The sequence below is a fragment of the Hallella mizrahii genome, assembly GCF_009695775.1.
GTDB classification, from domain to species: domain Bacteria; phylum Bacteroidota; class Bacteroidia; order Bacteroidales; family Bacteroidaceae; genus Prevotella; species Prevotella mizrahii.
Genome location: NZ_VUNG01000035.1, coordinates 1 through 20187, shown reverse-complemented (window position 1 = coordinate 20187; position 20187 = coordinate 1). Strand labels below are relative to the sequence as shown.

Annotated in this window: 14 protein-coding genes and 1 tRNA gene; 9 read left to right on the top strand and 6 right to left on the bottom strand. The window is 53.1% G+C overall.

Annotated features, from left to right (window positions below):
- Positions 1–71: 71 nt before the first annotated feature.
- Positions 72–1022: a glycosyltransferase family 2 protein gene (locus FYJ73_RS11890; protein WP_154534942.1), complete on the bottom strand. Its 951-nt coding sequence runs from the start codon at positions 1020–1022 to the stop codon at positions 72–74.
- Between the two features lie 49 nt (positions 1023–1071).
- Entirely contained in the window at positions 1072–1653 is a 582-nt protein-coding gene (locus tag FYJ73_RS11885; protein ID WP_154534941.1) for a DUF4199 domain-containing protein, read from the bottom strand.
- A 158-nt stretch (positions 1654–1811) separates the two neighbouring features.
- Between FYJ73_RS11885 and FYJ73_RS11880 the strand changes: the two genes are divergently transcribed.
- The 5 genes from FYJ73_RS11880 (at position 1812) to cydB (ending at position 8063) form a co-directional block, all read left to right on the top strand.
- Positions 1812–4295 carry a S9 family peptidase gene (locus tag FYJ73_RS11880; protein WP_235899352.1) on the top strand — a complete coding sequence of 828 codons (2484 nt, stop codon included), beginning with the start codon at positions 1812–1814 and terminating at the stop codon, positions 4293–4295.
- A 10-nt stretch (positions 4296–4305) separates the two neighbouring features.
- A complete protein-coding gene (locus FYJ73_RS11875; protein ID WP_154534940.1) occupies positions 4306–4758 on the top strand; it encodes an acyl-CoA thioesterase in 453 nt (150 codons plus the stop codon).
- A gap of 257 nt (positions 4759–5015) precedes the next feature.
- The gene (locus FYJ73_RS11870) at positions 5016–5237 is read left to right on the top strand and encodes a DUF4492 domain-containing protein (RefSeq protein ID WP_154534939.1); all 222 of its coding nucleotides are present in this window, start codon (positions 5016–5018) and stop codon (positions 5235–5237) included.
- A 26-nt stretch (positions 5238–5263) separates the two neighbouring features.
- A complete protein-coding gene (locus tag FYJ73_RS11865; RefSeq protein ID WP_154534938.1) occupies positions 5264–6844 on the top strand; it encodes a cytochrome ubiquinol oxidase subunit I in 1581 nt (526 codons plus the stop codon).
- Between the two features lie 70 nt (positions 6845–6914).
- Positions 6915–8063: a cytochrome d ubiquinol oxidase subunit II gene (cydB, locus tag FYJ73_RS11860; RefSeq protein ID WP_154534937.1), complete on the top strand. Its 1149-nt coding sequence runs from the start codon at positions 6915–6917 to the stop codon at positions 8061–8063.
- A gap of 209 nt (positions 8064–8272) precedes the next feature.
- On the opposite strand, the gene FYJ73_RS11855 is transcribed toward cydB, so the two are convergent.
- The 3 genes from FYJ73_RS11855 to FYJ73_RS11845 form a co-directional block, all read right to left on the bottom strand.
- Positions 8273–8569 (bottom strand): FecR domain-containing protein, encoded by a 297-nt coding sequence (locus FYJ73_RS11855; RefSeq protein ID WP_154534936.1) that lies wholly within the window; start codon positions 8567–8569, stop codon positions 8273–8275.
- Entirely contained in the window at positions 8566–9978 is a 1413-nt protein-coding gene (locus FYJ73_RS11850) for an ATP-binding protein (RefSeq protein WP_154534935.1), read from the bottom strand. Before FYJ73_RS11850 ends, FYJ73_RS11855 begins: the two co-directional genes overlap by 4 nt.
- A 347-nt stretch (positions 9979–10325) precedes the next feature.
- On the bottom strand, positions 10326–10724 hold the full coding sequence (locus FYJ73_RS11845) for a hypothetical protein (RefSeq protein WP_154534934.1): 399 nt from the start codon (positions 10722–10724) through the stop codon (positions 10326–10328).
- Positions 10725–11068: 344 nt separating this feature from the next.
- Here FYJ73_RS11845 and FYJ73_RS11840 point away from each other — a divergent pair, with 344 nt between their 5' ends.
- Positions 11069–11968 carry a Cbp1 family collagen-binding glycoprotein adhesin gene (locus tag FYJ73_RS11840; protein WP_154534933.1) on the top strand — a complete coding sequence of 300 codons (900 nt, stop codon included), beginning with the start codon at positions 11069–11071 and terminating at the stop codon, positions 11966–11968.
- A 555-nt stretch (positions 11969–12523) separates the two neighbouring features.
- Positions 12524–12606: transfer RNA gene (locus tag FYJ73_RS11835), tRNA-Tyr, on the top strand.
- Positions 12607–12888: 282 nt separating this feature from the next.
- Here the strand turns inward: FYJ73_RS11835 and FYJ73_RS15735 are convergent.
- On the bottom strand, positions 12889–13128 hold the full coding sequence (locus FYJ73_RS15735; RefSeq protein ID WP_206081768.1) for a hypothetical protein: 240 nt from the start codon (positions 13126–13128) through the stop codon (positions 12889–12891).
- A 454-nt stretch (positions 13129–13582) separates the two neighbouring features.
- On the opposite strand from FYJ73_RS15735, the gene gltB reads away from it, so the two are divergent.
- A complete protein-coding gene (gltB, locus tag FYJ73_RS11825; RefSeq protein WP_154534932.1) occupies positions 13583–18115 on the top strand; it encodes a glutamate synthase large subunit in 4533 nt (1510 codons plus the stop codon).
- 223 nt (positions 18116–18338) lie between these two features.
- Positions 18339–19769 carry a glutamate synthase subunit beta gene (locus tag FYJ73_RS11820; protein ID WP_154534931.1) on the top strand — a complete coding sequence of 477 codons (1431 nt, stop codon included), beginning with the start codon at positions 18339–18341 and terminating at the stop codon, positions 19767–19769.
- The last annotated feature ends 418 nt before the right edge of the window (positions 19770–20187 follow it).

Below are 20187 nucleotides of genomic sequence, written 5' to 3'. Positions count from 1 at the left end.
GAGAAATGCCCGTCGAAAAGTGGGGACGGAAGAATGGTTGTTATTTCGCATATATGTTGATGCCTGTGTTTTTATATTTCCTTCTCTATCTGATAGTCGTTTCTGTTTGGGTTCTGCCGGCTGATAAGGTCGCCGAGGAAGCCGGCGAGAAAGAACTGCGAGCCCAGTACCAGTGCGGTGAGTGCCACGTAGAACGAGGCGTGCTCGCTGAGCAGGTCGCCGTAGACACCGTTGCAGAGGTTATAGATTTTCTCGCCAAAGAGCCAGCAGAGCGAGAGAAAGCCGATGAAGAAGATGATGCTGCCGATAAATCCAAAGACATGCATCGGCTTCTTGCCGAAATTGGTGAGAAACCACAGCGTCAGCAAGTCGAGATAGCCGTTGAAGAAACGGTTGATGCCGAACTTCGAGTGTCCGTATTTCCGTGCCTGATGGTGCACGACTTTCTCGCCGATCTTGGTGAATCCGGCATTTTTTGCCAGATAGGGAATATAGCGGTGCATCTCACCGTATACCTCGATGTTCTTCACCACGTCGCGTCGGTAAGCCTTCAGTCCGCAGTTGAAGTCATGGAGATTGTGTATGCCGGATATCTTGCGTGCCGTGGCGTTGAAGAGTTTCGTCGGGATTGTCTTCGAGAGCGGGTCGTAGCGTTTCTGCTTGTATCCCGAGACGAGGTCATAGCCTTCGTCCTTGATCATGTGGTACAGAGCCGGTATCTCGTCGGGCGAGTCCTGCAGGTCGGCATCCATGGTGATGACCACGTCGCCCTGTGCTTTTTTGAAGCCACAGTAGAGTGCCGGGCTCTTGCCGTAGTTGCGGCGGAACTTGATGGCTTTGACGTTGCTGTCCTTCTTCGACAGCTCTTCGATGACGTCCCAGGAGTGGTCGGTGGAGCCGTCGTTGACAAAGATGATCTCGTAAGAGAAATTGTTGGCCTGCATGACACGGCAGATCCAGGCATGCAGTTCCGGCAGCGATTCTTCCTCGTTGAAAAGAGGTACTACAACAGATATATCCATGATGATGTTTTTTTCTATGATCAGGTGATTGTTGAAAAGTTGCTTGGTGCTATTCGGCGTGACCGTTTTGCTCCTTTTGTTCTGGCCCGTTGGTGGGTATGAAGGTCTTTCGCCTGCACGCCAAGGCTATGGGCAGGCTGAGCAGCACGCCCATGAGGATGTTGTCCATCATGATGACGAACGTCAGCTGCAGGGGCGAGAGCTGTCCGATGACCGAGATGGTCCGCTTCATCTGGCCTACGGCTTGCAGGGCGGCGGCACCTTCGTGGCGGTAGACTTCTTCCATGGTCTTGAGCGACTCACCGAGCATGGTCATGAAAGCACCATGGTCGAAGAAGCGAAGGTAGACAAACTGCACGGCCGCAAAGAGCAGCGACGCGTAGAAAAACGTATAGCAGCTAAACGCAAAGCCACGCCGGAAGGAGATATGTCCGTCCAATGCGTCATTACGGAAGCGCACTAAAAACCAGCCCACCACGATCGGGGTGCTCAGTGCCAGCAGGCTGCCCAACACGGATGCTGGGGCAAAGACGATGCTCAGAAAGCTGGCTGCCCACACCAAGGCCAGCACCACACCATACTGGCGGGCGTAGGCTTTGAGCTGTACCAAGTCCATTACATTGATTATCATACTGCAAAATTACTCATTTTCAATAAGAAAGATTAAGGTCTTTGCTGCTTTTTAATGATTTTTTCTAATCTTGGAACCATATTTCTGCACAGAATTCAAAGATTTTGTGTAAGTTTGCAGTTGAATTGAGAGATCTTTTTGTTTTAACCACATCATTTATGAAGAACATCCGTCATCATGTTCCCACAGCACGGTGGGGCAAGACCACCGCCCTGATAGGGCTGACACTATGCGCCCTGCAACCCATGCAGGCCGCCACACGTCCCGTCACTCATTTCCGCTACAGCGGACCCTTTGTCCTGCAACGACCCGTGATGGTCGACACCATCGGCCTCGACCGCAAAGGCTACCAATTTGACAACCTGCTCGGCACCTTCGTCGATCTGACCAAAGCACGGCAGGGCAAAGAATATCAGGGGGCATTCGCCCCCTCCGACAAAGCTGCCACAGCACTCCACCTGCTACAGTTCACCCTCACCAACAGCCGCTATGCCAAAGGTACGCTGAAAGTAGGAAAGATGAAACACTACAAGCTCTTTGTTGACGGCAAAGAAAGCAACGGATCACTGACACTCATCCCCGCCACTCACAACATCGTCATCAAATATCTCACCAAGCCCGGTGACCACGACTCGCTGCAGGTAAGTCTGGACAGCGACACCGACGCACTGTTCTCCACTTCTGACAACGGACGACGTGACCTGACGCTCTATGACTTCCTCAACGGCAAGCACTACTACGGCAGTCAGGTCAGCAGCGACGGACGCTATGCCATCACCACGTCGTACGAGACGACTTCCGCCAACAATACTTCATGGCTCTACACCATCTACGACCTGCGCCGCGGCACCGCCGTGCGCACCTCTGACCGCAGCCTGCGCTGGATGCCCGGCAAGAACAGCTATCTCTTCACTCGCAAAGGTGTCAAGGGCAACCAGCTGGTAGAGGCGGATGTCATCACGGGTGCCGAGACGATTCTCACCGACAACCTCCCCGAGGGCAGCTGGACGATGGCACCCAACGGCAAGTTCCTCATCATCTCGAAAGAAGTGGAAGGACCGAAAGACGACAGCCAGGTGCACCAGATCATACAGCCCGACGACCGGCAGCCCGGATGGCGCAATCGCAACCAACTGCTGAAATACGACTTGGCAACCGGCTATGCCCAGCCGCTGACCTTTGGATACCACGATGTCTCGCTCTGCGACATCTCGCACGACGGACGCTATATATTATATATGGTATCACGCACCCGTCTGAGCAAGCGCCCGACAACACTCAATTCGGTCTACCGCCTCGACCTGAGCACGATGCAGTCGGAGTGCCTCGTCGACAATGACGGTTTCATCGCAAGTGCCATCTTCTCGCCCGACGCCCGAACAATCGCCGTGAAGGGCTCACCGGAGAGTCTCGGCGGCATCGGCGAGAACTTGCCGAAAGGCCGCATACCGAGCATGTACGACTATCAGCTCTACACCATCGACTGCGCCACACGCAAGGCGCGACCGATGACCAAGGACTTCGACCCGAGCATCGAGACCGTGCAGTGGAACCGCTACGACGGCAAGATATACTTCAACGCCCTCGACCGTGACTACCGCCGTCTCTACCGCATGGATCCCAAGAGCGGTAAGATAGAGATGCTGCGCACACCAGAGGACTATGTCGGGGGCGTGGACATGGCTGAGACCGCCCCCGTACTCTGCTACAACGGACAGAGTGCCATGAACGTCGACCGTCTCTACACGATGAACACCGCCAACGGCAAGTCGACGCTCTTGGAAGACCAGCAGACGACGCTCGCCGACGTGGATCTGCCCACATGTCAGCCGTGGAACTTCACGAGCTCGCGCGGTGACACCATCTACGGCCGCTACTATCTGCCGCCTCATTTCGACGCGACGAAGAAATACCCGATGGTCGTCTACTACTATGGCGGATGCTCACCGACAAGCCGCTACTTCGGCGGCAACTATCCTTTCCCGCTCTATGCCTCCAAAGGCTATGTGGTCTATGTCATCGAGCCCAGCGGTGCCGCCGGCTTCGGTCAGGAGTTTGCCTCACGCCATGTCGACACGGCTGGCGACGGCGTGGCTGAGGACATCATCGAGGGCACAAAGAAGTTCTGTGCCGACCACAGCTTTGTCAACGACAAGAAGATCGGATGCATCGGCGCGTCTTACGGTGGTTTTATGACGCAGTATCTCCAAACCAAGACCGACCTCTTTGCCGCCGCCGTCTCGCATGCCGGCATCAGCGACCACACGCAGTACTGGGGTTCAGGCTACTGGGGCTATTCCTACAGCGAGGTGAGCATGGCCAACCGCTACCCATGGTCGGACCGCGACCTCTATGTCAACCACAGCCCGCTCTACAATGCTGACAAGATCCACACGCCGCTGCTCCTCGTCCACGGCACTGCCGACACCAACGTGCCCACGGCCAACAGCATCGCGCTCTACACGGCACTGAAGCTTCTCGGACGCCCCGTGGCACTCGTAGAGGTCGAGGGTGAGAACCACTGGATACAAGATTACAACAAGCGCATCAAATGGCAGAACACCATCTTCGCCTGGTTTGCCAAATGGCTCCAAGACGACGACAGCTGGTGGAAAGCCATGTATGACAAGGTGCCGGAATAATACATTCATCATGAAAGAGACACAAGACGAAAAGGAACAACAGAGCGTGGTGTTTCATCACACGCTCCCCATACAATTGCGTTGGAACGATGCCGACCAGTTCGGACATATCAACAACACGCTCTATTTCCAATACTACGACATGGCGAAGATGGACTATTTTGCCAATATTCCCAACACCAAGATCGACCAGCGCCACGCCATCGTCACGGTGCACGTTGACGCTGACTTCCTCTCGCAGGTGCACATCGGCGACCATGTCGCCGTCGAGACGGCCATCACCCATATCGGCCACAAGAGCTTTCAGCTTGCCCAGCGGCTTGTAGACACCGACACGCAGCAACTGAAATGCGTCGGCAAGACGATCATGGTGGCTTACGACCTGGAGACCAATGAAGCCGTGGAGATGTGGCCCGACTGGGTAGAGGCCATCGAACGCTTCGAGGGCAAGAAGCTGAGGTAATGCTCACCACCGGCATGCCGGTCTGCTCTTATTCCACGCTTTCCGCCTGCCGTAGCGATGCGTCCCCGTCTGGCGATGCTGCGCTTTTCGCCTGTTTAGAATTGCTCGGTTGGGTATGCTGCAGCTATGCAGCTGCCCAGCCGTTTTTTGTTTTTTAGTCTCTCCTTAAACACAATTTCTCTTTCCTTTTTCTTGCCTTATTAAAATATTTATCGTATATTTGCCATCAAAAAGGATTCCTAAAAGCAAAACCGCTGATGAAGGCACGACTCAAACACTTTGCCGTTTCGGTATGGCATCTCTACTACGACGGCTTCCGGAGCATGACCGTCGGTCGCACCCTATGGGCTGTGATCCTCATCAAGCTGTTCATCATCTTTGCCGTGCTAAAACTGTTTTTCTTCCCAAACTTTATCCACGAACACGCACAGAAAGGACAGGAAGCCGAATTCGTCTCTTCACAGATATTGAAAAAATAACTCATTAACCATTAAACAACAACACAATGACAAACCTCCTATTAGACATCTCTACTGGCACGGTGGACTGGGCGCGCGCGCAGTTTGCCCTGACAGCCATCTATCACTGGCTCTTCGTACCCCTCACGCTGGGTCTGGCGCTCATCATGGGCATCGTGGAGACCTGCTATTACCGCACGGGCAAAGCGTTTTGGAAAGAAGCCGCACGATTCTGGCAACGTCTCTTCGGCGTGAACTTCGCCATGGGCGTGGCCACCGGCATCATCCTGGAGTTTGAGTTCGGCACCAACTGGAGCAACTATTCCTGGATGGTCGGCGACATCTTTGGCGCGCCGCTCGCCATCGAGGGTATCGTGGCCTTCTTCATGGAGAGCACCTTCGTGGCTGTGATGTTCTTCGGCTGGAACAAAGTCTCTCGTGGCTTTCACCTTGCCTCGACATGGCTCACCGGTCTGGGCGCGACGATCTCTGCCTGGTGGATCCTCGTCGCCAACGCCTGGATGCAATATCCTATCGGTCAGGAGTTCAATCCCGACACGATGCGCTTCGAGATGACGTCCTTTGCCAATGTGGCCCTCTCGCCCTTCGCCGTGGATAAGTTCTGCCACACCGTGACCACCTCGTGGATCATCGGTGCCGCCTTCACCGTGGCAGTGAGTGCCTGGTATCTACTCAAGCAACGCAACACACAGCTCGCCAGACAAAGCATCAAGATAGGAGCTATCGTCGGACTCGTCGCCACACTGCTCGGAGCCCTCACTGGCGACAACTCTGCCTACATGGTTGCTCAGACCCAGCCCATGAAACTCGCCGCCATGGAAGGTCTCTATAATGGTGGCACACACCAGGGACTCAGCGTCGTGGCCCTGCCCGGACCGTTCTCACAGCCTGACTATGAAAACGATGTAGAACCACCCTACCGCATCGCCGTACCAAATATGCTCTCGATCCTCGCCACACATCATGCCGACGGCTACGTGCCCGGCGTGAACGACCTCCTGAGCGGATTCACACGTCCCGATGGCAGCAAGGAGCCCTCTGCACGGGAGAAGATGACGCGTGGACGGCGTGCCATCGCCAACCTCGCACAATACCGACAGCTCATGACCGCTGCCAAGACCGGAAAGGGCGACACCGCCGCTGCCAAGGCGCAGGCACAGAAGATTCTGCCGCAGCTCAAGGCTGACATGCCGTACTTCGGCTATGGCTATATCAAAGATGTGCACCATCTGGTGCCCAACATCCCCATCAGCTTCTTCGCCTTCCGCACGATGGTGGGCATAGGCTGCCTGTTTATCCTGTTCTTCCTCGTCGTGCTCCACTATATCTATCGTCTCGACATCTCCAAGCCGCGCTGGCTGCTCATTGCCGCCATCGTCATGCTGCCCCTGGCTTATATAGGCAGTGAGGCCGGATGGGTAGTCGCTGAGGTAGGCCGACAGCCGTGGACCATCCAGGACATGTTGCCCGTGGGCGCCGCTGTGTCGGGCGTGTCGTCGGGAAGTATCGCCACAACGTTCTTTGTCTTTCTCTTCCTCTTCACCACCATGCTCGCCGTGGAGATCAGCATCCTGTGCAAGCAGATCAAGAATTACAACTTCGAGTAATAAGGCAAGCTGATAATGAAACAGAGCTTTAGACTCATATCATTCACGACAATCTTAGAATCATAGCACCATGTCATATACATTTCTTCAGCACTATTGGTGGTTCCTGATCTCGCTGTTGGGAGCCCTGCTTGTCTTCCTGCTCTTTGTGCAGGGAGCCAATACCCTCATCTTTGAACTGGGCAAGACACCCGAGGAGCGCCGTCTGGTCATCAACTCCACGGGCCGTAAATGGGAGTTTACGTTCACCACGCTCGTCACCTTCGGCGGAGCGTTCTTTGCCGCCTTCCCGCTGTTCTACAGCACGAGCTTTGGCGGAGCTTACTGGCTTTGGATGATCATCCTCTTCTCGTTTGTCATCCAGGCTGTGAGCTACGAGTTCCAAAACAAACTCGGCAACTTCCTCGGCGCGCGCACCTTCCAAGTATGTCTGATCATCAACGGCATTGTTGGTCCGCTGCTCCTCGGCGGTGCGGTAGCCACCTTCTTCGACGGCAGTAACTTCATCGTGGACAAAGCCCATGTCACAGCACTCTCGCAGCCCGTCATCAGCCACTGGGCCAATGCCTCGTGCGGCCTCGACGCACTCCTCGACCCGTGGAACGTTGTGCTCGGCGTGGCCGTGCTCTTCCTGGCCCGCATCCTTGGCCTGCTCTACATGCGCAACAATATCGACGAGACGACGCTGCGCGAGCGCTGCCGCCGCAAGTTGCTGCCCAACACTGTATTATTTCTCGTCTTCTTCCTTGCCTTTTTCGTGCGCCTGCTTGTCAAGGACGGCTATGCCTACGACAGCAGTACTGGCGTGGTGAGCATGGCAGCGGGGAAATATCTCGCCAACCTGCTGACGATGTGGCCGCTGGCCGTAGTGCTGCTCTTCGGTGTGGCAGCCCTGCTCTACGGCATCCTCCGCACATGGCTGAAGGCTGACTATGCGCGTGGCATCTGGCCGGCGGGCATCGGCACGGTACTCGTCGTGCTCGTTCTCTTCCTCATTGCAGGCTGGAACGCAACAGCTTACTATCCCTCCAACGCCGACCTGCAGAGCTCGCTGACCATCGCCAACAGCAGCAGTAGTCTGTTCACGCTCAAGACAATGTTCTACGTCTCCCTCCTCATCCCACTGGTCTTGGCCTACATCGCCTATTGCTGGCACGCCATGGATCACAAGAAGCTCACGGTAGAAGAGGTCAAAGACGAAGAAAGCGAAGCATATTAAAACCGCGGCCTCACCACCAACCCTTCTACAAAGAGAAGAAGGGTTGGGAGTAATGGGAAAAAAAATACGAGAGACGAACAAGGGGGGCATTATAACGAAAGGGACGCAAGATAAGAATATCAAGCGTATAGGTACTTCTATACGCTTGATATTCTTATCTTCTCGGCATTTGTTTATCTCTGTACAAGTGAGAAACGAGCGCAATCGCACTACTTGATATGCACCCCGTCAGCCTGCTGTTTGGCCTCAATGCCACTGAAGTGGTTGAGCAACTCCAAAGCACGGGACAGGTCTTCGCTGCGCAGACAGAAGAAGCGAAGACGTTTCTTCTCCAATGCCGGATTCTCAAAGACGAACTGCACACGGTACCAACGGCTCTGTGCCTTGGCGATGGCCTCCAAAGGCTGGTCGTCGAAATAGAGGTAACCGTTCTTCCAATACTCATAGGGATCCATGTTCTCTTCTGCTACCGAGAATAGTCCATCGCCATGCATGGTTGCGTTCATTCAGGAAGCTGGAGAATGACATCGTCAGGAAGAAGAATGTCACAATCAGCATCAGACAATGGCTGCTCACGAAGGAACAAGGCGTACACCACCTTCTTGCCTTGTGCAAAAGGAGCCACATTCACCTTCTTCTTTAACTTTTCAAGAAGCCGGTCGGCATAGTCGGCCCCCTTCCATTTACATTCACCTACAAGAATGGTGTTCTTGTCGTTCTGGTCTTCCGCCACGACATCAAACTCCAAGTCCTCATACCTCACAGGAGTTTTCTTGCCTTCCTCATACACTGGTGCCTTACCCCACCAGCGACCCGCCACTTTCCAAGCATGACCGAAGAGAATATTTCCCGATACAGCTATCTGGCAGATGCGCTCCCATATTCCGCCCACATGGTCATGGAAAGACCGTTCAAGCATTTGCTTTACAATATTGGTCCGACCCATGGCAATCGTAGACTTATAAGGTTCCACAAACTTATAATAGAATGCCATAAACGGGTCATCAATCTGATAGAGGGTTTTCTTCGTCTTCTTCTCACTCTCACCAAAGGGCACTTCTTTGCGGATAAACGCCATTTCTGTGAGGTTCTTGATGGGCTTGGACAGTTCGGCCGTACTCTTGCCAACAGCACTGGCAATATCAGAGTATCTGTGACATCCACTGCCTATGGCCGTCAAGATAGAAGAATAGGGAGCTATGTCTTGGGCATCATCGCGGAAGAGACGCGATGGCTCATGGTAAAGCAGCCCGTGCTCATTCAATACAAGCCCTTCCACAGCATCCTCGAAGGAGTCGTACTTCTCCCTTTGGTTCCAATATTGCGGTACGCCACCCCATACACTATATTCCTCTATCGCTGCCTTTGCATCCATTTGCATTGCCTTGCTCCAATGTGGCAGCCTGATAGGTCGGAGGCAGAATTCCTCATCCGCCCTGCCATAGAGAGGTTCTGAACCTTGGATGAGACCTTGCATCATACGCTGTGACGAACCACAAATGATGATGTTGCAACGAAGGCCCTCGCCACCAATCACACGTCGGTCAACAATACGCTGTAAAGTGGATGGCAGCGAGGTATCTTCATATACCATATATGGAAACTCATCAAGAACAAGAGTGGAATTCTCTTCACATCTATGATTGAAAGCCAGTATAATCTGTTCCCAACTGGGGTAAATGGGGCCATCAAAACCCTCATAGACCATGGCTATGGTTTTCGATAACATGTCTATTTGCGTTGCTGTCTCGCTCTGACTTGCCTCGAAATACACATCCTTTGAACTCAGCACCTTGCGTATGAGTGTTGACTTACCCAATCGTCTTCGACCATAAAGCACGATAAAAGCAGGAGCGTTGGATGACAATGCCGCGATGAGTCTGCTCTGTTCTTGTTCCCTGTCGATGAATTCCATCTGTACCTTTTTAGAATTACTTGTTTCGGAATAACTAATTGCAAAAATAGTAATTTATAATCGTACTTCCAAAATATCGGTATGATTTTTCTCTTCCCTGCTAACGTCTGTAACCGAATACCTCGGAGAGAGATTATTGGGGAAGGCTATATATTCTCGATATTCGTTAATATTCTTGATGACATCGTAGATGGTGCGTTAAAAGAAAAAGACTAAAAGCGTTGGAACTAAGTTTGTCCACTGAGGGCAGTGGACCTCCCGGAAACGGACCTCCCGGAAGCGGACTGACTATGTGATACATACCGTTTAGCCACAAGCCCATCAGCGTTTGGGGCTATGCCAGCACCTTACTTAAAAATCACTGTCTTGTTCCACTCAGGATCCAGTCTCATCTTGATGATTTCGCGCGTCCGCCTATTATAGGTAATATAAGTGGCAGCCTGTAGCGTCGTGATAAATTTTAAGAAGCACACACTGCGAAGTGGCACGTCATTAATATACAGATAATCAAATTGTCCACTCTTCTTTGGGAAGGTGTAATTGTCTGTTGTGACGATAATGGCCTTACCTTCGTCAAAGGCTAACATCATCACCCAGTTGAGCTGCGTCACCGTATCTTTCCCCTCCACGGGAGCAAAGGTAAAGCCCTTCTGGCTCCATGCCCTATCCTCCTTCTCTAATTTCTGTTTCAGATTGATGGACTCGAACTGGTAGGGAAGCAACGAAACGGAGATAGCAGAATCCAACGGATAGCAGTTTCTTTGCTTCAGGCAGGGATCTGTGAGATCCGTGTGAAATAAAAGCCCCCTCCCATTGAAGATGTACATTTCATTAGACAACAAGCTTTTTCAAGCATTGATCATACATCTTTATCATTTCTCCCTGAAGGTAATTACTCCCCTCTCCCTTTGGAGAGAGGTTGAGGGTAAGGCTATTGAGTTGAGGCCACATTTGTATTAAATTTCCGCAAATAAGCAACAATTTGTCTTAACGTATTAAAAAAAAAGAACGAAAAAGTACACAAATGTGCTTGTAGCACTTATCTTTGCGACGGATAACTAAAAAATACCGCACATTAAATACAAAAAATATGAAGAAGACAAAACATCTTGTCATGGCTTTCGCCTTGGCAACCGTAGCAATAGGATTGGGATCCTGCAACGGTAACAACAAGAATGCCCAGCTGCAATCACAGCTCGACTCTCTGGCTACCGCTGACAGCCTCCACCAAGAGGACATCAAGGCGATGACCGACTTCGTCGACATCATGTCAAGCGGTCTCGATAGCATCAGCGGTCAGGAAGGACAGATCAAGCAGATGGGACAGGAACAGGGTGGAAAACTCGACAAGGCTCGCCTGCGCCAGCAGCTCAACAGCTTGGCTCAGCTCGTCACCCGGCAGCGCAACCGCATCAACGAACTTGAGAAGAGCCTCAAAGGTCAGAACAGCAGCTATTCACAGCGCGTGAAGAAACTCATCGCTTATTATAAAGCTCAGCTCGACGAAAAGGACAAAACCATCGCTGAACTGAAAACAGAACTCGACAGCAAAAACGCTGACATCGCCACGCTCAACGAGCATGTCGAAAAGCTCACCACCAATGTCAATGACCTCACGGCCAGCAACAACGAGCTCGGACAGACTGTGGCAAGCCAAAAGACGACCATCGCCGAGCAAGATCAGGCTATCCACGAGGCATTCGTCACTGTCGGCACGTCAAAGGACTTGAAGACAAGAGGTTTGCTCACCGGCGGATTCCTGGCTAAGAAGAAAGTCGACGTCAGCAAACTCTCCAGCGCAGGATTCACAAAGGTGGACATACGCAACTACAACGATGTTGTGCTGAAATCGAAAAAACCGAAGATCATGACACAAATGCCGTCTGACTCCTACACGCTTCGCGACAACGGCAACGGCACCACGACGTTGCATATCAACGACGCCAACCGCTTCTGGAGCGTCAGCAAGTATCTCGTAGTGAAACTGTAATCGACCATAGAGTAAAGCATATATAGAAGATGGTGTGCAGGGGCGACAAATGTTGGCTCTGCACACTTGTTTTATTAGTAACTATTCAGCTGCCATATCGCCCTTTGGCGATAACAAGTTGTTGATATAACAGGGTTAGTTATATAGAAGCGAATTCCTTTTGGTGGATAGCATCCACATCGCTAGGGTGGTATTACCCCGTTAACGGTGCGGCAGGCGGTGAGAACGTAGGGGCGGGATTTATCCCCGCCCTAACCCCGCAAAGATATAAAAAACATGTGGCACGGGGTGTGGAATGATTACTGTCACGAGGGTTAGGGCGGGGATAAACCCCGCCCCTACGGTGGATGATGTCACTACCGATGAAGAAGTTAGCAAGTAGTTATTAGTTAGAAGTAAGCTTTTTACTGCATTACCTTTTTATTTTCTGCCTTTTAGCCTGCATTCGGTGAATAGTTGCTTTGTCACATTTACTGTTAAAGTAACAAAAAAGCTTCTCCAAAGCCTTTGCTGTCTCACGAAAAAGTATTAATTTTGCACTCGCTTTCCAGCAATGGGTAGTTACCAGAGTGGCCAAATGGGGCAGACTGTAAATCTGCTGGCTCTTGCCTTCGGTGGTTCGAATCCATCACTACCCACTTTTTTATATATGGAAAGATCCATCAATACCCACAAAAAACTGATGGAAAGGTCCATCAATACCCACAAAAAAAACTGATGGAAAGGTCCAGCACCACCCACTTTTTTATATATAGAAAGGTTCATCTCTGCACACAGAGAAAAACTGATGGAAAGGTCCATCACTACCCACAAAAAACTGATGGGAAGGTTCATCAATACCCACTTTTATATATATATAGAAAGGTCCATCACTGCACACAGAGAAAAACTGATGGAAAGGTCCATCAATACCCACTTTTTTATATATGGGAAGGTCCATCACTGCACACAGAGAAAAACTGATGGAAAGGTCCATCAATACCCACTTTTTTATAGCTGTAAACAGCATAAGGATACGTCTCGGCGCGCAATCCGGGCTCATAAGGAGTGACCACGCTGACCTCATGACCCTGCTGATGGAGCTTTTGGGCATAGTCCTGCACGGTCAGCGAAACACCATCCATCACGGGAGGAAAACATTCATTAAACAATCCAATCATCGTCTTTCTGTTTTTAGAGTGAAGCCATCCACCGGTCGCTCTTTGCTCCTACACCATATTATATATAGGTATGTACCTTTGTTTTTATAGGAATGACCGGCTTCTGACCGTGATCTTTTCAAGACCACACTGCAAAGTAACTCTAAATTTGTTTCGCTGACGTGTCGATGATAAGTCAATCAAATGAAAAGATCCGTAAACTTTAGTAATGCTTATTCCACCGTCATGCAGATATACAAACGTACTTTGTTTTACATTTTGACGTTTTATAAGCATTTCGCCCTTCTTTGCTTACAATTAGTATAAATAATTTGTTATATACACAACAACTGTAAGCATGAAACGTTATAGAAGAAATTTGTAATCCCCTTTTGTAGGTATATTCTTACATTTAGAAGTCTTTTTAGTAATTTTGTAGTCAATTTGAAAGTGAAATAACCAAATACGTTAGCAAATGCAAAGAAATGGATTGTACAACAGCGCCTATGAGCACGATGCGTGCGGTGTAGGTATGGTGGTGAATATCCACGGCGGTAAGTCGCACCAGCTTGTCGACAACGCCCTGAAAGTGCTCGAGAACTTGCGCCATCGTGGCGCTGAGGGCGCTGACGGAAAGACAGGCGACGGTGCAGGCATCCTGCTGCAGATTCCCCACGAGTTTATATTGCTTCAGGGTATACCAGTTCCGGAGAAGGGCAAGTACGGTACAGGATTGATTTTCTTGCCCAAAGATGAGAAACGTCAGCAATCCATTCTTTCCATCATGATCGAGGAGATCGAGCGCGAGGGATTGCAGCTCATGCATCTGCGCTCGGTGCCTACGAACCCCGACTGCTTAGGCGAGGCCGCTTTGGAGTCGGAGCCTGACGTCAAGCAGGTGTTCATCACCGGCGTCAGCGACGACAAGGTGCCTGTCTTCGAACGCATACTGTATATCATCAGAAAGAAGATCGAGCGCCGCGTCCACGACAAGGACTTCTATATCTGCTCGCTTTCGAGCAAGACCATCGTCTACAAGGGTATGCTCTCCAGCTTGCAGCTGCGCCAGTACTATCCCGACCTGACGAACAACTATTTCACCAGCGGTCTGGCACTCGTCCACTCCCGCTTCTCTACCAACACCTTCCCCACATGGGCACTGGCGCAGCCGTTCCGTCTGCTCTGCCACAATGGTGAGATCAACACCATCCGTGGCAACCGCTCGTGGATGAAAGCACGTGAGAGCGTGCTCTCTTCCGAAGCACTTGGCGACATCCGCGACATCTCACCGATCGTTCAGCCCGACATGAGTGACTCGGCTTCACTGGACAACGTCTTTGAGTTCTTTGTCATGAATGGAATGAGTCTGCCACATGCTCTGTCGGTGATGATTCCGGAGAGTTTCAACGACAAGAACCCGATCAGCGAGGATCTGAAAGCCTTCTATGAGTATCATTCCATCCTGATGGAGCCGTGGGACGGTCCTGCCGCTCTGATGTTCAGCGACGGCCGCTACGCCGGAGGTATGCTCGACCGCAACGGTCTGCGTCCGGCCCGCTACACGATCACCAAGAACGGCACCATGGTGGTAGCCTCCGAGGTCGGCGTGATGGACTTCGACCCCACCGAGATCGCCGAGAAAGGACGCCTGCAGCCGGGTAAGATCCTGCTCGTCGACACCGAAGAGGGCAAGATCTACTACGACGGAGAAATCAAGGAGCGTCTCGCTTCTCAGCATCCTTATCGCCAGTGGCTCAACACCAACCGCATCCAGCTCGAGAACATCCACTCGGGCCGTAAGGTCAGCAACAGCGTAGAGCATCTCCATGCCAAAGAGGTGGAATTTGGTTTCGGCGAGGAAGACATCAAGGACACGCTCATCCCCATGTCCACCAAGGGACAGGAGCCTACGGCTTCCATGGGCAACGACACACCGCTGGCCGTGCTCTCTCCCAAGCCGCAGATCTTCTTCAACTACTTCCGCCAGCAGTTCGCCCAGGTCACCAACCCTGCCATCGACTCCATCCGTGAGAACCTCGTGATGAGTCTGGCCGAGTATATCGGACGCGTCGGCACGGGTATTCTCAACCCTGATGAGACCAACTGCAAGATGGTGCGTCTGCCCCACCCTATTCTGACCAACGCACAGCTCGACATTCTTTGCAACATCCGCTATAAAGGCTTCAACACCCGCAAGCTCAGCATGACCTTCGAGGCTCCCGCTGATCCTGCCATGGGCGGCGAACGTCTCCATGAGGCCATCGACCGCCTCTGCCACGACGCCGAGCAGAGTGTTGACGACGGATACAACTATATCATCCTCTCGGACCGCGACATCGACGACAAGCACATCGCCATCCCGTCACTCCTCGCCGTGAGTGCCGTACACCACTACCTGATCAATGTGGGCAAGCGTGTGCAGACCGCGCTGATCGTCGAGAGCGGTGAGATCCGCGAAGTGATGCACGCAGCCCTGCTCTTGGGCTACGGTGCTTCAGCTCTCTGTCCTTACATGACCTACGCCGTCCTCGACGACCTGGTGAAGAAGGGCAAGATCCAGGAAAACTACCCCACTGCCGAGGCCAACTATATCAAGGCCGTGAAGAAAGGCCTGTTCAAGATCATGGCCAAGATGGGTATCTCCACCATCCGTTCTTACCGTGGTGCCCAGATCTTCGAGGCCATCGGTCTGTCACAGGGACTGCTGAAGGCTTACTTCGGCACCGACACGAGCAGCATCGGCGGCATCGGACTCGACACCATCGCCCGCGACCAGCTCCGCTTCCACAGAGCTGCCGTGAACACTGAGAAAGAGGAGGAGACGCTCCACATCGAACTGCCACTGAAGAACCTCGGACAGTTCCACTGGCGCAAGGATGGTATCGACCACGCATGGAACCCAGAGACCATCGCTACCCTGCAGCTCGCTACGCGCACGGGCAATTATGAGCTCTTCAAGAAATTCTCCAATCTCGTCGACCACAAGAAGGAGCCGATCTTCGTCCGCGACTTCCTCGATTTCAAGCGCAACCCGATAGATATCAATAAGGTGGAGCCCGTCGAGAGCATCGTCAAGCACTTCGTCACCGGTGCCATGAGCTTCGGTGCACTGAGCAAGGAGGCTCACGAGGCGCTGGCTCTGGCCATGAACGCCCTCGGTGCACGCAGCAACACCGGTGAGGGCGGTGAGGACCGCGACCGCTATTCCGGCACTGTCGACGGCATCAGCCTGAGCAGTAAGACCAAGCAGGTGGCTTCCGGACGCTTCGGTGTCACCACGGAATACCTCGTCAACGCTGAGGAGATCCAGATCAAGGTGGCGCAGGGTGCCAAGCCTGGTGAGGGTGGACAGCTGCCCGGCTACAAGGTCAACGAGATCATCGCCAAGACACGCCACTCCATTCCGGGCATCTCACTCATCTCTCCACCGCCTCATCACGACATCTACTCCATCGAGGACCTCAAGCAGCTCATCTTCGACTTGAAGAATGTCAACCCGAAGGCTGCCATCTCCGTGAAGCTCGTCGCCGAGAGCGGCGTGGGCACCATCGCTGCCGGCGTGGTGAAGGCTAAGGCCGACCTCGTCGTCATCTCCGGCGCTGAAGGCGGTACAGGTGCCAGCCCTGCCAGCAGTATGCGCTTCGCCGGCATCTCGCCCGAAATCGGCATCGCCGAAACACAGCAGACACTCGTCCGCAACGGACTGCGCTCACTGGCCCGCCTGCAAGTTGACGGCCAGCTGAAGACTGGTCTCGACGTCATCCTCATGGCACTGCTCGGTGCTGAGGAGTTTGGCTTCGGTACTTCCGCGCTGATCACCTTGGGCTGTGTGATGATGCGCAAGTGCTCGCAGAACACCTGCCCCATGGGCGTGGCTACGCAGGATCCGAAACTGCGCGCACACTTCCGAGGCAGCTACCACAACGTGGTCAACTATATGAAGTTCATCGCTCAGGAGGTACGTGAATACCTCGCCGAGATGGGCTATACCTCACTCAACGAGATTGTCGGTCACACCGAGCTCATCGTGCCGCGTGACATCAAGGCCGAGGAGGCCAATGTCAACGAGGAGACGGTGGCTAAATGGAAGAGCCTCGACTTCTCCAACCTGCTCCACCGCGAGACCGGCGACACCTCGCTCTACTGCACCAAGCTGCAGGATCACGAGATCCACGATCTTCTGGATCAGCAGATCATCGCCAGCGCACAAAACGCCATCGAGAAGAAAGAGGAGATCAACCTCGACTACGCCATCCGCAACACCAACCGTGCTGTAGGCACCATGCTCAGCGGCCTCATCGCTACGAAATACGGCGAGGAAGGCCTGCCCGACGACACGATCAACATCAAGTTCAAGGGCTCTGCCGGTCAGAGCTTCGGTGCGTTCCTCGTTCACGGCGTGAGCTTCAAACTCGAGGGCGAGACCAACGACTACTTCGGCAAGGGTCTCTCCGGTGGACGCATCTCTATCCTGCCCCCGATCCGCAGCAACTTCGAAGCCGAGGACAACATCATCGCCGGCAACACCGGATTGTATGGTGCCACCTCAGGCGAGCTGTATATCAACGGTCAGGTCGGTGAGCGCTTCGCCGTGCGCAACTCGGGAGCCATCGCCGTCGTGGAGGGTGCCGGTGACCACTGCTGCGAGTACATGACAGGCGGACGCGTCGTCGTCCTCGGTCCTACCGGCCGCAACTTCGCCGCTGGTATGAGTGGTGGCGTGGCTTACGTCTGGGACAAGAACCACAACTTCGACTACTTCTGCAACATGGACATGGTGGAGATCAACCTCGTAGAGGAGACCACTTACCGCAAGGAGCTCCATGAGCTCATCCGCCAGCACTATCTCTACACCGGCTCGAAGCTCGCCCGCACGATGCTCGACGAATGGAACCACTACGTCGAGGAGTTCATTCAGGTTGTGCCTATCGAGTACAAGCGTGTGCTGCAGGAAGAGCAGGTCAAGAAGCTCCAGCAGAAGATCGCTGACATGCAGAGAGACTATTAAAAGGTAAAAGGGTAAAAAAAGTAAAAGGGTAAAAAAGTAAAAGGGCAAGAAAGCCCTTTACGGTTTACCCTTTACCCAAGATACCGATAATAAACAAGTAAATCAACAAGTAAAAACATAAAGGTGATCAGGTCAACAAAAGCAAGCGACAAGAAGGCATCCTTCCAAGTTCACATTTCCTTTTTTTACCTTTTTACCTTTTTACTTCTATACTTTTAAGATTATGGGTAATCCAAGAGGATTTTTAGAGGTGGAGCGCAAGGAAGCCGGCTACCGCCCTATACATGACCGCATCCACGATTTCGGCGAAGTGGAGCAGACACTCAACAGTAATGACCGCCGACTGCAGGCAAGCCGCTGCATGGACTGCGGCGTACCTTTCTGCCACTGGGCTTGCCCCCTTGGCAACAAACCGCCAGAGTGGAACGACGCCCTCTACCGCGGTGACTGGCAGCTGGCATACGAGCTGCTCACCGAGACCAACGACTTCCCGGAGTTCACCGGACGCATCTGCCCGGCACTCTGCGAAAAGGCCTGCGTGCTCAACCTCATGGAGCACGAGCCGACCACCAACCGCGAGGACGAGGCCGCCATCATCGAGCACGCCTTCGGCGAGGATTATGTCAAGCCGCACGTACCCGAGCGCAACGGAAAGAAGGTCGCTGTCGTCGGTGCAGGACCTGCCGGGCTGACTGCCGCCACACGCCTCAACCAAAAAGGCTACACGGTGACCGTCTACGACGCACGCGAGGATGCAGGCGGACTGCTCCGCTACGGCATTCCTAACTTCAAGCTCATCAAGTCGATCATCGACCGCCGTCTCAACCTGCTGCGCGAAGAGGGCATCATCTTTGAGTTTGGCGTGAAACTCGTGGACAGTAAGAAGAAGAGCGCTGACGACAAAGGCGAGATCGCTGCCAACATTCAGAACGACCCCACGCTCGGCAAGGACAAGACGGTGACCATCGACAAGCTCAGCGCAGACTACGACGCTGTGGTCGTCGCCACCGGCACGCCGACAGCCCGCGACCTGAAGATTCCCGGACGCGACCTCAAGGGCGTGTACTTCGCACTGGAGATGCTCTCACAGCAAAACCGTAAGCTCGCCGGACAGGAGTTCAGCCGCGATGAGCTCGTCAACGCCAAAGGCAAGAACGTTCTCGTCATCGGTGGTGGTGACACCGGTTCCGACTGCATCGGCACAGCTCACCGTCAGGGAGCCAAGAGCGTGACACAGATCGAGATCATGCCAAAGCCGCCGGTGGGTCCCGACGATCCTAAGAACCCGTGGCCCAACTGGCCGCGTACGCTGAAGACGACGTCTTCGCACGAAGAGGGCTGCGTGCGCCGTTGGAACATCAACTCACTGGAGTTCCTCGGCAAGGACGGCAAGCTCACCGGCGTGAAGGTTCAGGAGATCACATGGGTGCCGAATCCCGAAGGCGGCCGTCCGCTGATGAAGCCTGCCAAGGATCCGGAGATCATCCCGGCCGAGATGGTGCTCCTCGCCATGGGCTTCCTCCGTCCACAACAGCCACAGTTCCCTGCCAACGTCTTCGTGGCCGGTGACGCCGCCTCTGGTGCCAGCCTCGTGGTACGTGCCATGGCCAGCGGCAAGGAAGTGGCTGAGAAAGTCGACAAATTGCTGAAGTAGACTTGTCTCAACAGAGTACAAGACTCTTCCTGCTTTCGTCATTGGGACACCCAAGTCCCAAGATTGGCGACTATATCGGCCCTATCATATGTTTTGCGGGGTTAGGGCGGGGATAAACCCCGCCCCTACATTGTCACCCTTGACACTGAATTGCGGGGAATTGTCTCCGCTTCTAAATCCGTTTGAAGTGGTGGGTTCGTAGGGGCGGGGGTTATCCCCGCCCTAACCCCCTTGTCGGTAATCATCCCCCCCGTGCCACATGTTTGAATATTCCCCACGCAGATTCCGCGAATCTCGCAGATTTTCTAATCAGATATTATTATGTAGTGCATGAATGCACTATAGATCTGCGTAATCTGCGTAATCAGCGTGGGAAAGAAATATTCAGCGTGGATATTCCCACGCATATTTCGCAGAT

What these genes read in the sequence shown, in the direction of transcription:
- FYJ73_RS11890 (WP_154534942.1), bottom strand. Translation starts at nt 1,022, where the DNA reads ATGGATATATCTGTTGTAGTACCTCTTTTCAACGAGGAAGAATCGCTG.
- FYJ73_RS11885 (WP_154534941.1), bottom strand. Translation starts at nt 1,653, where the DNA reads ATGATAATCAATGTAATGGACTTGGTACAGCTCAAAGCCTACGCCCGC.
- FYJ73_RS11880 (WP_235899352.1), top strand. Translation starts at nt 1,812, where the DNA reads ATGAAGAACATCCGTCATCATGTTCCCACAGCACGGTGGGGCAAGACC.
- FYJ73_RS11875 (WP_154534940.1), top strand. Translation starts at nt 4,306, where the DNA reads ATGAAAGAGACACAAGACGAAAAGGAACAACAGAGCGTGGTGTTTCAT.
- FYJ73_RS11870 (WP_154534939.1), top strand. Translation starts at nt 5,016, where the DNA reads ATGAAGGCACGACTCAAACACTTTGCCGTTTCGGTATGGCATCTCTAC.
- FYJ73_RS11865 (WP_154534938.1), top strand. Translation starts at nt 5,264, where the DNA reads ATGACAAACCTCCTATTAGACATCTCTACTGGCACGGTGGACTGGGCG.
- cydB (WP_154534937.1), top strand. Translation starts at nt 6,915, where the DNA reads ATGTCATATACATTTCTTCAGCACTATTGGTGGTTCCTGATCTCGCTG.
- FYJ73_RS11855 (WP_154534936.1), bottom strand. Translation starts at nt 8,569, where the DNA reads ATGAACGCAACCATGCATGGCGATGGACTATTCTCGGTAGCAGAAGAG.
- FYJ73_RS11850 (WP_154534935.1), bottom strand. Translation starts at nt 9,978, where the DNA reads ATGGAATTCATCGACAGGGAACAAGAACAGAGCAGACTCATCGCGGCA.
- FYJ73_RS11840 (WP_154534933.1), top strand. Translation starts at nt 11,069, where the DNA reads ATGAAGAAGACAAAACATCTTGTCATGGCTTTCGCCTTGGCAACCGTA.
- FYJ73_RS15735 (WP_206081768.1), bottom strand. Translation starts at nt 13,128, where the DNA reads ATGATTGGATTGTTTAATGAATGTTTTCCTCCCGTGATGGATGGTGTT.
- gltB (WP_154534932.1), top strand. Translation starts at nt 13,583, where the DNA reads ATGCAAAGAAATGGATTGTACAACAGCGCCTATGAGCACGATGCGTGC.
- FYJ73_RS11820 (WP_154534931.1), top strand. Translation starts at nt 18,339, where the DNA reads ATGGGTAATCCAAGAGGATTTTTAGAGGTGGAGCGCAAGGAAGCCGGC.